A 16,231-nucleotide genomic window follows, 5' to 3' on the forward strand; every position below is an offset into this window, starting at 1 on the left:
CGCTTATAAGTACGCGGTTTTACACAGTATGTAGACAAAAAAACAAAAAAAAGAGCTAACCTCCAAGCCCAATTAGTATGGGTCTGGAGGATAGCTTTTAACTGCTCTTATTTTTGAATGAACTGTTGTGTCCAGTAGTTGCCATTTTTGTCATAGCCAATGCCAATGTGTGTGAATCCAGGCGTTAAGATATTTTGTCTATGCCCTGGTGATTCCATCCATCCTTTTACAACTTCTTCAGCTGAACGCTGCCCCATAGCAATATTTTCCGCTGCCGATTTATACGTTATACCATTAGACTTCATTTGATCAAACGGTGAGCCATATGTCGGGCTTGTATGTGAAAAGTATCCTTTTGAAGCCATGTCTGTTGATTTTTGTCGTGCAGAATTCATCAACTTCGCATCTGTTAATAAAGGTTTAAGACCTGCTTTTTGTCTTTCAACATTTGTAAGGTCAAGTACAGCTTTTTCAATCGCAGAAACAGATGCATCTGGTGTTGTTTCAGCTGGTTTTTCCGGTGTTACTTCAGACGGTTTTTCCGGAGCTGGCTTAGCCGGTGGAGTTGCTTCCGGTTTAGGTGCCGGTACCGGTTTAGCTGGAGCTGGTTTTTCTACCGGCTTGACTATAACTGGCTTATTCACCGGTTTCTTGATTGGCTTGACTATAACTGGCTTAATTACCTGTTTGTCAACAACGCCTGTATTTTTTGAATAAGACTTCGCTAAACTATAAAGTTGCTCAAAATCAATATTCTTTCCAAGCAAGACGTTGTACATGTCGGGTTGTTTGTCCCCCCCTATGTAGCTTTGAATGTACTTGTGCACCTGTACATTATTGTCCAATTGTGAAGCTTCTACATTATTGTTGTTCGGCAGTAAGAGCGCCGAACCGAGCATGAGTACTGCAATCGATTTTTTCATCTCATTACTCCTCCCTTCGCAATCTATCATAACGCGTGGGAGATTTAGAATATCGGGGTTTTTTACCAGTAAACCCAGTTCTTAAACAAATACCCTAGCAAAGGTTCTGAAATTCTATGAAAATGGGTAAGTCTGGTTAACTATCTTTAATTTTCATCTGAAAAGGGGTTGACGACCTCATAATTTATCGATTCGATGCCTTCACCAATGATAACTAGGCAGGCTTCCATCTTTACATATTCAGGTAGCCAGTTGACCATTCCATACGCATATTGAAACATAAATGGATTTTTATAACCGCTAATTGGCACATAACCTTTCATCCGATACACTGTATCAGGAAGTGATTTCACCCAATTCTCGAATTCTTCTTTCGTAACACTATCAGTAAATGTAAGTAGTTTTGAAGATAGAGGAAGGCCTTTTCCTGATATGATTTGTTTATCAGTCCCTTTTTCCGATGAACTAAGAGTTTTTTCAATGAAGGAGAACCCAACTTTTGCGCCCACCGTTTGTATAATTGGAGCAGATTCATTGAAACTAGCTAGTTCAAATGTCACTTTCGCTACTTCTTCTTCAGTTAGAAGATCGACTTTATTCGCCAGTAGTAAATGAGCATGACGAATTTGCTCCATGAATAAAGCACGTACTTGCGGAGATAGCTTATCACGTTCCAGCCAGCGCTTCGAATCGGCAACTGTTATAATTCCTTTTATGTTAAGCCGGTCTGCGAATAAAGGAGAGTAGATAGCGTCCAGTGCTTCCACGGGGTGTGCAGCACCCGTTGTTTCAATTAAGATGACATCGATATCATCGTTTTCCTCAAGCAGCCCCTGAAGCTGCGCCTCTGTTTTCTCTGAACCTGTACAACAGATACATCCGTCTAGCAGTTCTTTAAGCGGAACTCCTCCTTCTCCTTCTACAGCATCTGAATCGAAAGGCAATGCTCCAAATTCATTCATCAATACAGCAGGTTTTTTTCCTTGTTCTTTCAATTGTGCAATTGTATGAAGTAATAGTGACGTTTTTCCGCTTCCTAGAAAACCACTAAACAAGTAAACATCAATCATATGTACGCCTCTTTTCATTTTAGTAGAAATAATCCAAGCACGCTATCGGATTAGGACACGATAGACTAAATAGGTTGAGATAAAGAAATCCATTGAATTCGCTCAGTTTATATTGTTATTCATTTGTTCAACATATATAGACATTTAAAAAAGCGTCCGGCCGGATTAGGACTGGACGCTTTTTAGTTATTTCCCTACTTTTTCAAGCAAGACTTCTTTTGCTTTCATAAGCTGTGGATCGTCTACTTGTATTTTCGTCCGAAGTTTTTCCATCAGCCCGTAAGTTGTTTCTCCTAAAAGAATACCGTTCGTATCCAGAGTTAGATCTTTTTGAAGCTTTTTGACAGCCTGTGTTGTTTTTTCATCAAACATGCCATCAATTTCACCTGGTTCATAACCTACGGCTTTAAGCATTTCTTCTGCAGCTTTAATGGATGGTGAAAGCATCCCAACTTTCATTTCAATTGTTGGATCAAGAAACGGAAGCATTGCATAAGATGGATACGGCACTTCAATATCCGGCTTAATACCTTCCTTATGAATCCAATTGCCATTAGGCGTCAGCCATTTTGCTGTAGTTAGTTTTAAATTCGAGCCGTCTGGAAGATTTTTAGGTGATTGAACGGTTCCTTTACCAAATGTTTTCACACCGATAAGTGGCACATTGGCAGACTCTTTTAACGCAGCTGCCAGTATTTCTGATGCCGAGGCACTGCCGTCATCCATGACCAGCGTAACTGGAACTCCTATTTTTCTTTTTCCAGAGGCTTTAGTTATTTCTGGTTGTAACCCTTTTTCTTTATACTGGAAAATATTCTTTCCATTTTCCAAAAACAAATCGGATATTTTGATGGCTATGTCAAGTCTACCGCCAGGATTTTGGCGTACATCGACAACTAACCCTTTCATCCCTTTAGCTTCCATCTCATCAAGGGCAACAAGCAGCTCGTCGTACGTTCCTTCTGAGAAGCTTGTAAGGTGAATATGTGCAATTCCATCTTCAAGCATCTCAGCATAGACTGTCTCAATCGGAATAACGTCGCGTTTGATTTTTATGTCTACCGGCTCGGCTGCTTCACCACGTTTTATGCTTAAAGTAACAGTCGTCCCTTTTTCTCCACGGATTAGAAGAACTGCTTCTGATGATGACATTCCCTGGATACTTTCACCATCGACCGCAATGATTGTATCGTTTGGTAATATCCCTGCTCGTTCTGCTGGTGAATTTTTTATAGGAGAAACGACGTTGATATAGCCGTTTTTCTCTTGAATTTCAGCACCAATTCCTTCGAAACTCGAAGAAATACTCTCGTTTAATTGTCGAGCTTCCTTCAGATTTAAATAATCGGAATACGGGTCTCCGAGTGCATCAATCATCCCATTGATGGCACCATCGATGACTGCTGTTTCGTCGATATCTTCGAAGTAATTCCCTTTCATTTCATCATAGGCATTATATAACTTTTCAAATTCTTTTCGGTTCTTTAGTGATTGCTTTTGTGGACTCACAACTTCGACAACTTTATCATCACCTGTTGTTAACACGAAAAACGTTATGCCAGCAGTAGCCAGTACAAGTCCGAATACAAGCATGACAAAAGAGAACGGTTTTAATTTAATATATCGTTTTGCTGGCGGTTGACGATTCGGCTCAATTTCTTGTCCGTTGCCATTATTCTCTTCCATCCCATTCCCCACTCTCTACAATTATTACAAAAGCCAATTCTGTCCAGCAGCCAGTGGCCAGACACTTGTACAATACTAAAAAAGGACCGCTATAAAGCGGGCGGTCCTACTTCACAATTATTCTTGGATGGCTGCTTCGAGTGCAACTTCAATCATGTCGTTGAATGTTGTTTGGCGTTCTTCTGATGATGTCGCCTCACCTGTTAGGAGGTGATCGCTCACAGTTAGAATTGCCAGTGCTTGGCGGCCAAATTTCGCAGCTAGCGTATACAATGCAGCTGCCTCCATTTCAACTGCTAGGACGCCATACTGAGCCCATTTTTCATGTTGTGCATATTCATTATAGAAAACGTCTTCTGTAAATACATTTCCGACTTTCAAATCAAGCCCTTTTTTTAGTCCCGCATTATACGATTTCAAAAGAAGATCGAAGTCTGCGGTTGGTGCGTAGCTGATGCCATTGAATATGATTTCGTTCATTTTAGAATCTGTCGAAGCACTTTGTGCAAGAATAACGTCACGTACATGAACGTCTTTCTGAATCGCACCACAAGTACCGACGCGGATCAGTTTCTGAACGTCGTATTCTTGCATTAATTCCGTTACATAAATAGAAATAGATGGAACACCCATTCCTGTCCCCTGAACTGAAATACGCTTTCCTTTATATGTTCCAGTATAGCCAAACATATTACGGACTTCGTTGTATAGTGTTACATCTTCTAAAAACGTTTCGGCAATGTATTTTGCACGAAGTGGATCTCCCGGAAGCAAAATCGTATCCGCGATGTCACCTTTTTTTGCATTGATATGTATACTCATATTGTATAGCCTCGCTTTCAAATTTTCTTTTTTATCATACATTCAACTAATCCATTATGCAAAGAAGATGCAGGTGCTGCTTACAAAAATCGCTCTTCGTATAATAAGAACAACTCGTCGAAAATAACAGACGGCATTTTTGAATCAGCCTTTTCTTCGACATAACGCGATAAAGGGTCGAAATTTTTTTCTTCTTTTGGAAAACTAGAATCTTTAAACATATATTCCGCAAATATTGATTTTAAATCATCTATCGCCCCACCGCGGAAGGATAGGGCGAATCGATAAAAAGATCGATCCATCCGTTCGTCTCCCTTCTCAGCTTTCATCAATTAGAAATGCGCAAGTCGCCTTCCAGCCCCGACATGCATAAGAAACAATGGGAAGGCAGTCTAGGATTTCAACGTCCTGTCGCAACAAGGAGGGATGTATTTCAATCCCTCTAACAGCATTACGGCTTATGAGCCAAGGGGATGGCGCATGGAGCTTGACACTGTACAATGTTGAAAAACTTATATTTATTTTTTAAAATAGTTTCGAATATTCTCCGTAACCCTCTTCATCAAGACGCTCTACAGAAACAAAGCGAAGTGCAGCGGAATTGATGCAATAACGCAATCCGTCTTCCCCAGGTCCATCTGGAAATACATGACCAAGATGCGAATTCGCCGTTTTACTGCGTACTTCTACTCGTTTCATTCCGTGGGTTATGTCTGTTTTCTCTACTACTTCCATTGATTCAATCGGTTTCGTAAAGCTTGGCCATCCGCAACCAGCATCATATTTATCATTTGAACTAAATAGAGGTTTCCCTGAAATAATATCGACATAAATCCCATTTTCATAATGGCTGTCAAATTCATTTCGAAACGGTGGTTCAGTCCCATTTTCCTGTGTGACGTGGTACTGTATTTCAGTTAATTTTCTTTTCAATTCTTCTGTCATATTTCTTCACCCCAGTTATCAGATTTGAACCGTTCACGGCCTGAGCCAGTTGCATATCTATTATAATGTGTTGGGTTTTTCATGTAATAATCTTGATGCCCATCTTCAGCTGCGTAAAATGGCTTCGCAGGTAGAATGTCTGTTGCGATGGGTTTGTCGAATTTCCCTGAGGCGTTTAGTTCAGCCTTTGTATCCTCAGCGAGTTGTAGTTGTTCAGGTGTATGATGAAAAATGGCTGTCTGATAGGATTCACCCCGGTCAAAAAACTGACCTCCCGAATCGGTTGGGTCAATCTGTCTCCAAAAGATGTCAATTAATTCGCGATACGAAATGACTTCATCATCAAATGTAATTTGTATTGCTTCACGATGACCGGTCGCATTCGTACAGACCAATTCATAAGACGGATTTTCGACATCGCCGCCCGTATAGCCAGAAATGACTGAATGGACCCCATCATATCGGTCGAACGGTTTCACCATGCACCAAAAACAACCTCCTGCAAATGTGGCCAATGATTTCGCCATTGTAAAACCTCCCTATTCTTTTGGAATAATAATTTCCAAAATAATCTCATCATCCGCCAAGTTAAATGTTTTTGCTTTTACTTGTAAATCACCCGATAACGGGATTGCTGAGAGATCGATGAACAGTTCTTCTTCCTTAGGACGAACAATCATCCAAGGGGGAAGCTTCACAGAATCTCTTAATACCTTTAAAACAGTCGAAGGCGGGATGTTTAATTGTCCAATTTCCATAGACGATTGTTTTAATATTAGATTACCGTCTTCCTTAACAATTGGGTCAAAATGCATAATAACCGGCAATGTATAGGAAAACACCGTCATTTCTGAAAACAAGACCACATCATCTTCAACTTTCATCGTTACTGGAAGCGGCTCACCTTTTACCGCTTTTCGTATAAACGTATTTGCAATGCCTTCAAAATCTTCTTTCGTCGCCCTTACTGTTAAAATATGGTCCGCCGGATTTGAAACTTTCATTTCAGGTAGCGGGACCGACTCGGCGGAAGATCCAATCAGTACTATAACTGACGCAAATGCTGCCGCGACAAGTCCTGCAAGTACAAAAAAACTAATTTTCCATCGATTCATGCGATCAGCTCCTACATATCCAATTCCCCGTCCGATAATTTTTGCAAGCCGCATTCTTTCAGCTTTTCAAGGTAACGTTCCGCCATTGTATCATAGCCCTTTGCATTCGGATGAAAGAAATCAGTGTGGTACACCATTTCCGTATTTGAATCGAACAGGTCTACAACTGGGACAAAGCATGACCTTCCGTCCATCATGGCACGAACTTCAATCGCTTCATTCCAGTCAGCAATAATATCTTCAAATTCATTTGTTTCATCTGTGACAATTGAAAATGGATTATAAAGACCTGCTACAATAATGATCGCATCGCCGTTTAAGTCTCGGATAATACTGAATAATTCATCGAGCCTATTTTCAAACTTACCTAGTTCAACGTAAAAGGGTTCCGTCTTCAGATTAAACAGGTTAGACTTAACGACTTTCATAATATCGTTTCCACCAATTGTTAAAAATATTAGATCCGCTGTTTTCACAGACGATTGAACTTCGGATTCTTCCAGTTTGACGATGAGCTGATCACTTCTTCGACCACGCTTTGCCAAATTGGCAGCATCGACATCCTTAACCCCTTTCCATTCATCCATCTTGTCGGTTACACGGCCAAAATAACCTTCTTTTTTTAGTTCATCCCCGACACCTTGGGTTAGTGAATCCCCTAAACCAATCACATGGATATTTCTCGGAATGAAATACCCTGGGATAATCCACTCAGTAAATGCGATTTCTTTTCGACCAGAAAATGCACCTGTTTTTTCGATTTGTGTTTGTTGACAGCCGGACAAAAACAATGAGAAGGCGATCACAATCAAATATACTCTTCTCATACGCAGAGTTCCCCTTTTCTTCAATAAAGAATCATTTATTATTCCGCATAATACATGAAGCCTATCGCTCCTTCTCCAGTGTGTGTACTGATGATCGGAGCAGTAAATGTAAGTTTCACACCTTTGATGCCCGACTCTTGTATCATTTTCTTCAAGGGATCTCCCATTTTCAAACCATTAGCGTGTGAAATACCGACCCCTCGAATAATCTTTCCAGCAGTCTCTTCTTTGAAAACTTTGAATAAATGAGCTACTACTTGTTTGTGACTGCGCGCTTTTGCGACAGGTGTATAAACACCATCCTGTAAAGTTGCAATCGGCTTTATATTCAACAAGGAACCAATCATTGCTTTCCCTTTTCCGATACGGCCGCCTTTCACCAGATTATCAAGTGAATCGACGACAACGAAAAGTGTTGTATTTTTACGGATTGCGTTCAACCGTTCAACAATTTCAGTAACTGACTTTCCTTGGCCGGCCAATTCCCCCGCTTCCATTACTTGAAATGTCAACGCATGTGAGATGAACATCGAATCTATGACAGTCACTTTAGAATCTGTCATTTCGGCGGCAGCCTGGGCAGATTTCACAGTACCGCTCATGCCGCCAGTCATATGTATGGAGATGATTTCACTGCCATCCTCACCTAGTTTGTCATACAACTCCTTGAAAATACCTGCTGCCGGTTGGGAGCTTTTAGGCAATTTTTCAGAACTTCTCATCATAGTTAGAAATTCTTCAGGTTGTATATCTACACCATCGATATACGTTTCTCCATCAATTTGGATGGTTAGTGGAACAACATGTAAGCCATATTTTAGAATATCCTCTTCTTTTAAATCAGCTGTTGAATCTGTGACGATATGGACTTTTTTCACAATGCGAACTCCCCTCGAGTAGTAGCTGTTTTCAATATAATTTAGTATAGTAAAAGGTAAGGAGGTTGAAAAATATGTCAGTTGCATTTGATTTTAAAAATGGACGAGAAGAGATGTGGAATGCGATTACACACGGTATCGCACTACTTCTCAGTTTACCCGCCCTTTTGTTTTTAGTACTTGATGCTATTCGACATGGCACTGCTGTACATGTCGTCAGCTACACCGTTTTCGGTTTTTCTATGGTTCTCTTATTCCTCATGAGTACACTGTTGCATAGTATGCCAATAAAATTCAAACACTTGTTTTCTATACTGGATCACTCGGCCATCTATATCTTGATTGCTGGAACCTATACACCGTTTCTCCTTGTAACTGTAAAAGGTGTACTAGGCTGGACACTGCTCAGTATCGTCTGGGGTTTGGCCATTGCAGGTATTATGTTCAAAGTGTATTTCATTCATCGTTTTGAATTTGTTTCGCTTATCTTTTACATTGTAATGGGTTGGCTTATTTTAATCGCCATTAAACCATTGTACACCCATTTAACACTAACAGGATTCGCCCTACTCGTTATAGGCGGTCTATTTTATACGTTCGGTTCAATCTTCTACGCGTGGAGAAAAATCCCCTATAATCATGCGATTTGGCATGTATTTGTTATGGCTGGCAGTGCCTCAATGTATTTCTGTGTCCTATTATATACATGAGGACGTTTTTTAATCATCTAGACTTAAGGTAGTCCTGCAGGATGCAGCTCAGTAGCGGGGCGGGATTAAACTACATCCCCCCTTGTTGCCACAGGACTTGGCACTCTTAGGGTGCATTGCTTTAAACAGGCCTTTCCGCTTTAGTTATTCCTTTTCGTACACAAGAAATGAATATGGAATTTCATCTTCTGTAAAGTGATCTTGCGACGTTGATATGAGCTTCCATTCAGGGCCGTATGAAGGGAAAAAGGTATCCCCTTCGTACTGTTTTTGAATATACGTAATGTAGAGGCGATCCGCTATTCCAAGTGCCGCACGGAATATTTCCGCACCACCGATAATCATCACTTCTTCTGCATACTCTTCAGCTCTTGTAATCGCATCAGATAGATTGTGTACGACAACAGCGCCTTCAGCTGTATACGCTTCATTTCGTGTAACAATAATGTTGAGCCGGCCAGGTAAGGGTCTACCAATTGACTCAAACGTTTTACGTCCCATTACCATTGCTTTTCCCATCGACATCTTTTTGAAATAAGCAAGGTCAGCTGGAATATGCCAGGGCAAATCGTTATTCATACCAATGACCCGGTTCGGATCATGAGCTACAAGCAGTGAAATCATGGATACCCGCCTTTCTTTAGACAGCAATTGGTGCTTTTATTTTTGGATGTGGTTCATAATTTTCAAGTTCGATGTCTTGCGTTTCTAATTCGAAAATCGTTTTGCCTTCGATATTCAACTTTAATGTCGGTAGCGTTCGCGGTTCCCGAGCCAATTGTTCATTTACTTGATTGACATGATTGGAGTAAATATGCGCATCCCCTAGCGTATGGACGAATTCTCCAACACCAAGATCGCATTCATGCGCAATCAAATGAACCAGAAGCGCATAGGATGCAATATTGAATGGTACGCCTAGGAATATGTCCGCACTTCGCTGGTAAAGCTGGCATGATAGCTTCCTGTCTGCTACATAAAATTGGAATAATGCATGACACGGCGGCAAAGCCATATCTTCCACTTCAGAAGGGTTCCATGCAGTAACAATATGCCTACGGGAATCCGGATTATTTTTGATACCTTCAATTAAATTGGCAATTTGATCAATCGTTTGTTCTCCGTCTGACCATGATCGCCACTGCTTACCATATACCGGTCCAAGATCGGCGTATTTGGCAGCAAATTCTACATCTTCTACTACACGCTTTTTGAATGCATCCATTTCAACTTTGTAGATAGTAGCAAACTCCGTGTCTTTTGAAGCGCGACGTCCGAAGTCCGTCATATCTGGACCACTGTATTCGGAACTCGTCACCCATTGTTCAAAAGCCCATTGATCCCAGATTGGATTTCGGTCTTCAATAAGCGTTTTGACATTTGTATCGCCTTTTAAAAACCATAATAATTCAGATGAAATAAGACGGAAAGCCGTTTTTTTTGTTGTCATGAGGGGAAATCCTTCATTTAAATCGAAGCGCATCTGATAACCGAAGACGCTGATTGTCCCTGTTCCTGTGCGGTCTTCTTTTTTTTCACCTGTTTCCAGAACATGTTTACATAATTCTAAATACTGTTTCATTAAAAAGCCTCCTTGCGTTAGTATTTAGTATATCAAATATGATCTAGCTATCATAATAAAAAAGCACACCTCCGACATTGTTATTTTGGATAACTATGCCCGAGGTGTGATTTTCAGTCTTGATAATGAGATGCTTGTTCGATTACTGTTAGCTAGTTGAGTTAGATCCATTTGAAATTGTTTCAGCGCTTAAGGTTTGCCTGCGCTGCTACCGGATTCAATTGAAACAAATATAACCCTTCGCCGTTCAGTAAAAACGGTGAAGGGTTTTTAAATGACCACTCACTAAGAGGCCTTGTTGTCTATAATTTAATAACCCAAGCCCGGTGCTTTTTCAGTCATTTTATGAGCAAGACGAATAATTGAAACTGCCAATTCTGCGTATGTCGCCTCTCGATCAGGATTAAAATGATTTTGTTCAGTCTTTAATAATCCCATTGAGTTTGCCAAAGCAACATGACCAATGTATTCTGTTCGAACTTTATTTGCATCCGCAAAGTCAATTTTATAGATACTACTATCTTTAGCTGCCTGTTCAAGGCCTAGGACGCGTATATACCAAACCGCTAATTCTTCTCTTTTGATTGGAGAATCGACATCAAAGGTCTGACCATCCGGTTGAATAATATCCATTTCAACGGCACGTTCAATCGCTTGGTATAATGGGTGTTTAGGATCAATATTGTCAAAAGTTTGGTTTTTGTTTTCATTTCCAGAATAATAACGGCCGTCATAAATATAAGTGAGTGAATTCATGATAATTTTAATGGCTTCTCCTTTTGATACAGAGGCATCTCCATTAAAGTCTTTACCGTCTTTAATGTCTAAGACTTTAGCGCTAATAAAATAGTTAAGTTCCTTTTCTGCCCAAGGATGTGAAATAACAGCTAATTTTCCTCCTTGAAACGAGCTATTCCATTCTCCCGTGTTGGCATTTAAATAACTAAACGGTTCTTCGTAAAATTCAGGTAAATATACTAGGTCATAGTGATTTTTGTCTTCATTTTTCTCTTGTTTCATATAAGTTAGTTTTAGGCTTAGTGCCTTTTTCAAGGCAGATTTTGCGTCTTCTTCAGAAACTACTTTATCCGTTGATGGCCATTGTTCGATTTCTTGATAATTGACATTAAAGCTGTTTAACGAACCATCAGCGGCTACACCAACGCTAATTTGATCTCCCATTACAACAATATCATTCTCAATTCTTGGAAAAGTGAAATGATAAATGCCTTGTCTCTCTTCAATGTAGGCTTCATCTATAGGCATCGCAAAGTTGTGGAGATAGGACGGAGCCCATTCTTTCGCATATTTTACTGCCTTAGCGAGAGCTTCCCTATTAGAAAGAGTATTCTCTATATAAGGTTTCTCACCAATTTGCTCTGCAATTTGGCTTTTTAGATCATTATATTGAATAATCTCACCGGTATTTTTATTTATCTCCATAGTTGTTCCATGTCCACTACTTGCAAAATTATACATGTACTGAATACTAATTACTGCCTGTCCATTATAGTTTTCTATTTCATCTACGGATTGAATGCTTAACTTAACCTTATCAGAATTAATTTCAAGGAATTGCTCTGCAATTTTCTTTGCATCTTCCAAAGTAATTCCATCTTGTTTTGGCGGTAGTGGATTAGCCGTAATCTTTTCGATCTTTGTTTTCACAGGGAAATCTGCTGAGTAACCGTTTGCAGTTAACCACTTACCAGTAGATGCATGAACTCCACGCAACTTTGTTGTTGGTTGGTAAACGAGCTGAACCTGGCGATCATCCGTTTGATAATCATAATCAATTTGATAGCGCAATTCGGCAGAAAGATTCCCTTTCACTTTTTCTAACATTTCATTTTTATCCTTTATTTTTTTTACATCATCAAAAGTAGACGTGTCCGAATTCGAAGGATTCCTATAAAGAGTAATGATTTCACCATTTCCAAGAACAGATACTTCTATTCTTTGATCCAAAATGGTTACTTGATTTTCCGTACGAGCAAATGAGAATGAGTAACGAACTGGTTCTGTTAATATTTGTTTTGGAAAGTAGTTGAAAGGGTCTGATTCTAATTGATATTCCTTCCCACCATCTAATTCCTTAACAAAATCAACTGCTATTTTTCTAGCCTGTTCTTTTGACGTCTTAGCGGGAAATAAAGCTTCTGCTGTGTTGGACGGTTGATAGTAAAAATGCTCAATTTCTAAATCCTCACCAACGAATCCAACATTACCGTATAAGCGTTTACCATTAATTGTCTTAGTGAAAGATAAGTCGTGACGTAATTGTTTATCATCAGGAAAAAAGTGACTCCCCCCCACTTGAAAATCGCTATCCGTCAAGAAGTCAAACCGTTTAGGAAACGCTTCCCGAAACTTCTTAATTAATTCATTTTTCGAGAAAACTGTATCTGTTGAAGCAACTTGAATTTGCACTTTTTCAGGCTGCCCATTCTCTGTAATTGAAGCACTGGTAACAGACGCATACATTCCAAAAGATAAAGCAGATGAGCTTAATACAATACCAATTTTCTTTAAAATAATCAAAATATTCCCCCTAAATTTACTAGTCCCTAAATCGAACACCAAATTCCACCAATTGTATACAAAAGATTTCTTAACCCTCATTTACTTTTCATCAAAATCTCTCCCTATACACGGCTTGTATTTCAATGTTGCACTCCCTCCTTTCTATTGCCGATTTCAAACAAATCATTAGACTATATGACTGCCTCAGGAATATCATTCCTATCTTCTCCATCTAAGGGCATCTTAAATAACTCCAGTATGTGTCAAACCACTTCTTAGTCTTTTGCGTACTGTTCTGGTAATTAAACCTCTACCAGTAATCAGAATCCACAGAAAGTTATCAACATCAATCGCTACAATACAATATCTTTTTGCCTATCTTCATGTATTAAGTTGCCTTTGTGACTTCCGTTTTTCACCTAAATATGATTAAATGAGAGTATAATCATTATTTTCAGCTTCTCCTTGTAATAGGAGTAGATTTCAGAAGTTCTGTTATTGTTACTTCTCTTTTCCCTTTAAAACTAGTTTACTTCTTTCTAGTTAACACTGTAGGTACCTCGATTTTCAGGATATAGTGCCAGTGCCTGTGTGCAAAGTTATTATGACAAGTCAACAAAAAGCGTATACATCCTAATTAATCTACTCAGACTACTATAGGTTGAAGGGGGCGAATCTCAATGTTTAATGAAACTAAATTACAAAAAGAAGCAATGAATGTACTAAAACTGACGAGTAGAACCTTTTATATTCCAATTAAACTGCTCAATCCGACATTAAGAAAGACTGTTGGCTCCGCCTATTTATGTATGCGTGCAATTGATGAAATTGAAGATCATGAGGAATTACAACCTGAGACTAAGCAGCACTTGTTACGTTCGACCAGCAAACTTTTACAATCCGATTTTGATAACGTAGCCTATCAACAACTCTTAAAACCATACGTGAATATTTTACCAGAGGTTACGTTAAGACTTGGTGACTGGCTTTCAGTATGTCCGGAAAGTATTAGTAACAAAGTTAAAGAGTCAACAAGTATTATGGCAGATGGTATGGCCCGTTGGGTAGAAAAAGACTGGGTAGTAAAAACGAAAGAAGATTTAGATGAGTATACATACTATGTCGCCGGCTTAGTGGGTATTATGTTATCTGATATATGGGAATTGTATGACGGGACGGTAACGGATCGGGACTTAGCGATTGGTTACGGTCGAGGTTTGCAAGCAGTCAATATGCTACGAAATCAGGATGAAGATGCTGATCGCGGCGTTCGTTTTATCCCCGATGGTTGGGACCGAAACGATATGTTTGCGTATGCAACAACGAATTTGAATAAAGCGGATGAATATTTAAAATCGATTGATACTAAAAATATTCAGTTATTCTGTAAAATCCCACTAGCCTTAGCGAAGAGGACACTAACAACCTTAAAAAGCGGCAATGAAAAAATGTCACGTGCCGAAGTAGAATCCACTGTGAATGAAATTATTAACGAGAAAATACACGGCTAGATTTTTTCAGGTCATGGAAACAATCTATGTTTTTTAATGATCTCCGAAAAAAGACGACTGTACATTCTAATTTTGAATGTACAGTCGTCTTTTTGATAGCTATTAGGTACCTTAGGCTCATCTAGTTAAGGATTATTCTGTAACAGAATTCTCTCTTTAAAAGGCAAAGAGCATAAATAGAAACATAAAATTTGCTCTAAAAGAAACGCTTGCGAAAGCGGATAGGAAATGAGGTTTGGTCAGGTTGTCCGTAAATTTGTCTAATCTATCCCCCAAATTTGAAATCGATGTTTTTGAGGGTATTAATATTCAAGCAAATCAGTCAATTACCACTAGTTATAAAAACCAATTTATAGAAAAGGAATACAATAGTTACGGGGTTTCAGAACTATAGAAATCCATCTTTGCAAACGTGTTATTTGCTATAAACCTACATTGCAATACCAATGATAGTTGCTGAAATTACAGAGGCTAGTGTTGCACCTAACAACAGTTTTAAAGCAAATTTCGAAACATAATGACCTTGTTTTTCACTAATTGACTTAATTGAACCTGCAATAATACCAACAGTTCCAAAATTTGCAAAGCTAACCAAATAAACCGATACAATTGCTACTGTTTTATCTGAAAGTTTTGTTGAAATTTCACCAAAACTCAACATTGCAACAAATTCATTAGTAACAAGTTTTGTAGCCATAATTCCACCGGCTAGTATAGCTTCTGCCCATGGGACACCCATTAAGAAAGCGATTGGTGCAAAGATATAGCCAATAACTGTTTGGAATGAAATTTGAAATACGCCTTGAAAAATCACATTAACCAATTCCATCAAAGCAATAAATCCTAAAAGCATAGCAGCGACAGTAACAACAAGTTTAAAACCATCCATTATGCTATCTCCAACCATTTGGAAGAAAGGAACTCTCTCATTTTCATCAATTTGAATTAAATCCTCATCATTATCTAAATCATAGGGATTAATAATATTAGCAATTATGAGTGCACTAAAAATATTCAAAACAACAGCTGTTACAACATATTTAGGCTCTAGCATCGTCATATAAGCGCCTACCATTGCCATACTTACTGCACTCATTGCCGAGGTACAAATTGTGTAAAGTCTTTTTGGAGTTAAAAGTGGGATTTGCTTAATAATTGTCAAAAACACTTCAGGTTGTCCAAGGATAGCAGTAGATACTGCAAAATAGCTTTCAAGTTTACCCATTCCAGTTATTTTACTTAAAATTAAACCTAAGTATTTGATAACGAAAGGTAATACTTTGATATAATTTAGTATTCCTATTAGGACCGATAAGAAAACAAGCGGTAACAGTGCTACAAATATAAATGATATTTCACCTTCATTCACAAGACCACCAAATACAAATTGAATTCCTGTATTAGCAATAGCCAACAGTTTTTCGAAAAACTTGCCAATACTGGTAATAACAATAAGACCTATACTAGTATTCATCATGAAATATACTAAAATGATTTGCATAGCTAACATAATCAGAATACGTTTATATTTTATCTTTTTTCTATCATTACTAAATATATACGCAATAAAAAAAGCAAGTAAGATCCCTGTTATCAAGAATAAAAACTTCATGTAAACCACCCCTTAAATGTTAGCGCT

16 protein-coding genes are annotated in these 16,231 nt (G+C 38.8%); 2 read left to right on the plus strand and 14 right to left on the minus strand.

Features of this window, described 5'->3' with window-relative positions:
• Window positions 1-107: 107 nt before the first annotated feature.
• From I2484_RS03500 to I2484_RS03545, 10 genes are all read right to left on the minus strand, one after another.
• On the minus strand, window positions 108-923 hold the full coding sequence (locus tag I2484_RS03500; protein ID WP_255551052.1) for a CAP domain-containing protein: 816 nt from the start codon (window positions 921-923) through the stop codon (window positions 108-110).
• A 146-nt stretch (window positions 924-1,069) separates the two neighbouring features.
• Complete coding sequence (locus I2484_RS03505; protein WP_207149649.1) at window positions 1,070-1,993, minus strand: CobW family GTP-binding protein; 924 nt, start codon at window positions 1,991-1,993, stop codon at window positions 1,070-1,072.
• Between the two features lie 186 nt (window positions 1,994-2,179).
• Window positions 2,180-3,679 carry a lmo1851 family serine protease gene (locus tag I2484_RS03510; protein ID WP_207149651.1) on the minus strand — a complete coding sequence of 500 codons (1,500 nt, stop codon included), beginning with the start codon at window positions 3,677-3,679 and terminating at the stop codon, window positions 2,180-2,182.
• Window positions 3,680-3,796: 117 nt separating this feature from the next.
• Window positions 3,797-4,501 (minus strand): purine-nucleoside phosphorylase, encoded by a 705-nt coding sequence (gene deoD / locus I2484_RS03515; protein ID WP_187044964.1) that lies wholly within the window; start codon window positions 4,499-4,501, stop codon window positions 3,797-3,799.
• Between the two features lie 80 nt (window positions 4,502-4,581).
• Window positions 4,582-4,803, minus strand: coding sequence for a YozE family protein (locus tag I2484_RS03520; RefSeq protein ID WP_207149653.1), 222 nt, complete (start codon window positions 4,801-4,803; stop codon window positions 4,582-4,584).
• Between the two features lie 223 nt (window positions 4,804-5,026).
• The gene (msrB, locus tag I2484_RS03525) at window positions 5,027-5,446 is read right to left on the minus strand and encodes a peptide-methionine (R)-S-oxide reductase MsrB (RefSeq protein WP_207149658.1); all 420 of its coding nucleotides are present in this window, start codon (window positions 5,444-5,446) and stop codon (window positions 5,027-5,029) included.
• Complete coding sequence (msrA, locus tag I2484_RS03530) at window positions 5,443-5,973, minus strand: peptide-methionine (S)-S-oxide reductase MsrA (protein ID WP_207149660.1); 531 nt, start codon at window positions 5,971-5,973, stop codon at window positions 5,443-5,445. Before msrA ends, msrB begins: the two co-directional genes overlap by 4 nt.
• A 12-nt stretch (window positions 5,974-5,985) precedes the next feature.
• A complete protein-coding gene (locus I2484_RS03535) occupies window positions 5,986-6,561 on the minus strand; it encodes a YpmS family protein (protein WP_207149661.1) in 576 nt (191 codons plus the stop codon).
• 11 nt (window positions 6,562-6,572) lie between these two features.
• Window positions 6,573-7,388, minus strand: a complete 816-nt coding sequence (locus I2484_RS03540) for a GDSL-type esterase/lipase family protein (protein WP_207149663.1) — start codon at window positions 7,386-7,388, stop codon at window positions 6,573-6,575.
• A 38-nt stretch (window positions 7,389-7,426) separates the two neighbouring features.
• A complete protein-coding gene (locus I2484_RS03545) occupies window positions 7,427-8,266 on the minus strand; it encodes a DegV family protein (protein ID WP_207149664.1) in 840 nt (279 codons plus the stop codon).
• Between the two features lie 74 nt (window positions 8,267-8,340).
• Between I2484_RS03545 and trhA the strand changes: the two genes are divergently transcribed.
• Window positions 8,341-8,976: a PAQR family membrane homeostasis protein TrhA gene (gene trhA, locus I2484_RS03550; protein ID WP_207149665.1), complete on the plus strand. Its 636-nt coding sequence runs from the start codon at window positions 8,341-8,343 to the stop codon at window positions 8,974-8,976.
• Window positions 8,977-9,120: 144 nt separating this feature from the next.
• Here trhA and I2484_RS03555 read toward each other — a convergent pair whose 3' ends face one another.
• From I2484_RS03555 to I2484_RS03565, 3 genes are all read right to left on the minus strand, one after another.
• Entirely contained in the window at window positions 9,121-9,600 is a 480-nt protein-coding gene (locus tag I2484_RS03555; protein WP_207149666.1) for a dihydrofolate reductase, read from the minus strand.
• 16 nt (window positions 9,601-9,616) lie between these two features.
• Entirely contained in the window at window positions 9,617-10,558 is a 942-nt protein-coding gene (locus I2484_RS03560) for a thymidylate synthase (protein ID WP_207149667.1), read from the minus strand.
• Between the two features lie 309 nt (window positions 10,559-10,867).
• Window positions 10,868-13,099, minus strand: a complete 2,232-nt coding sequence (locus I2484_RS03565; RefSeq protein WP_207149668.1) for a YcdB/YcdC domain-containing protein — start codon at window positions 13,097-13,099, stop codon at window positions 10,868-10,870.
• 662 nt (window positions 13,100-13,761) lie between these two features.
• Here I2484_RS03565 and I2484_RS03570 point away from each other — a divergent pair.
• Complete coding sequence (locus I2484_RS03570) at window positions 13,762-14,592, plus strand: squalene/phytoene synthase family protein (protein WP_207149669.1); 831 nt, start codon at window positions 13,762-13,764, stop codon at window positions 14,590-14,592.
• A 430-nt stretch (window positions 14,593-15,022) separates the two neighbouring features.
• Here the strand turns inward: I2484_RS03570 and I2484_RS03575 are convergent, their stop codons facing one another.
• Complete coding sequence (locus tag I2484_RS03575) at window positions 15,023-16,204, minus strand: NupC/NupG family nucleoside CNT transporter (protein ID WP_207149670.1); 1,182 nt, start codon at window positions 16,202-16,204, stop codon at window positions 15,023-15,025.
• Between the last annotated feature and the right edge of the window lie 27 nt (window positions 16,205-16,231).

It is taken from the genome of Sporosarcina sp. E16_8, assembly GCF_017347095.1.
In the GTDB taxonomy this organism is placed as follows: Bacteria; Bacillota; Bacilli; order Bacillales_A; family Planococcaceae; genus Sporosarcina.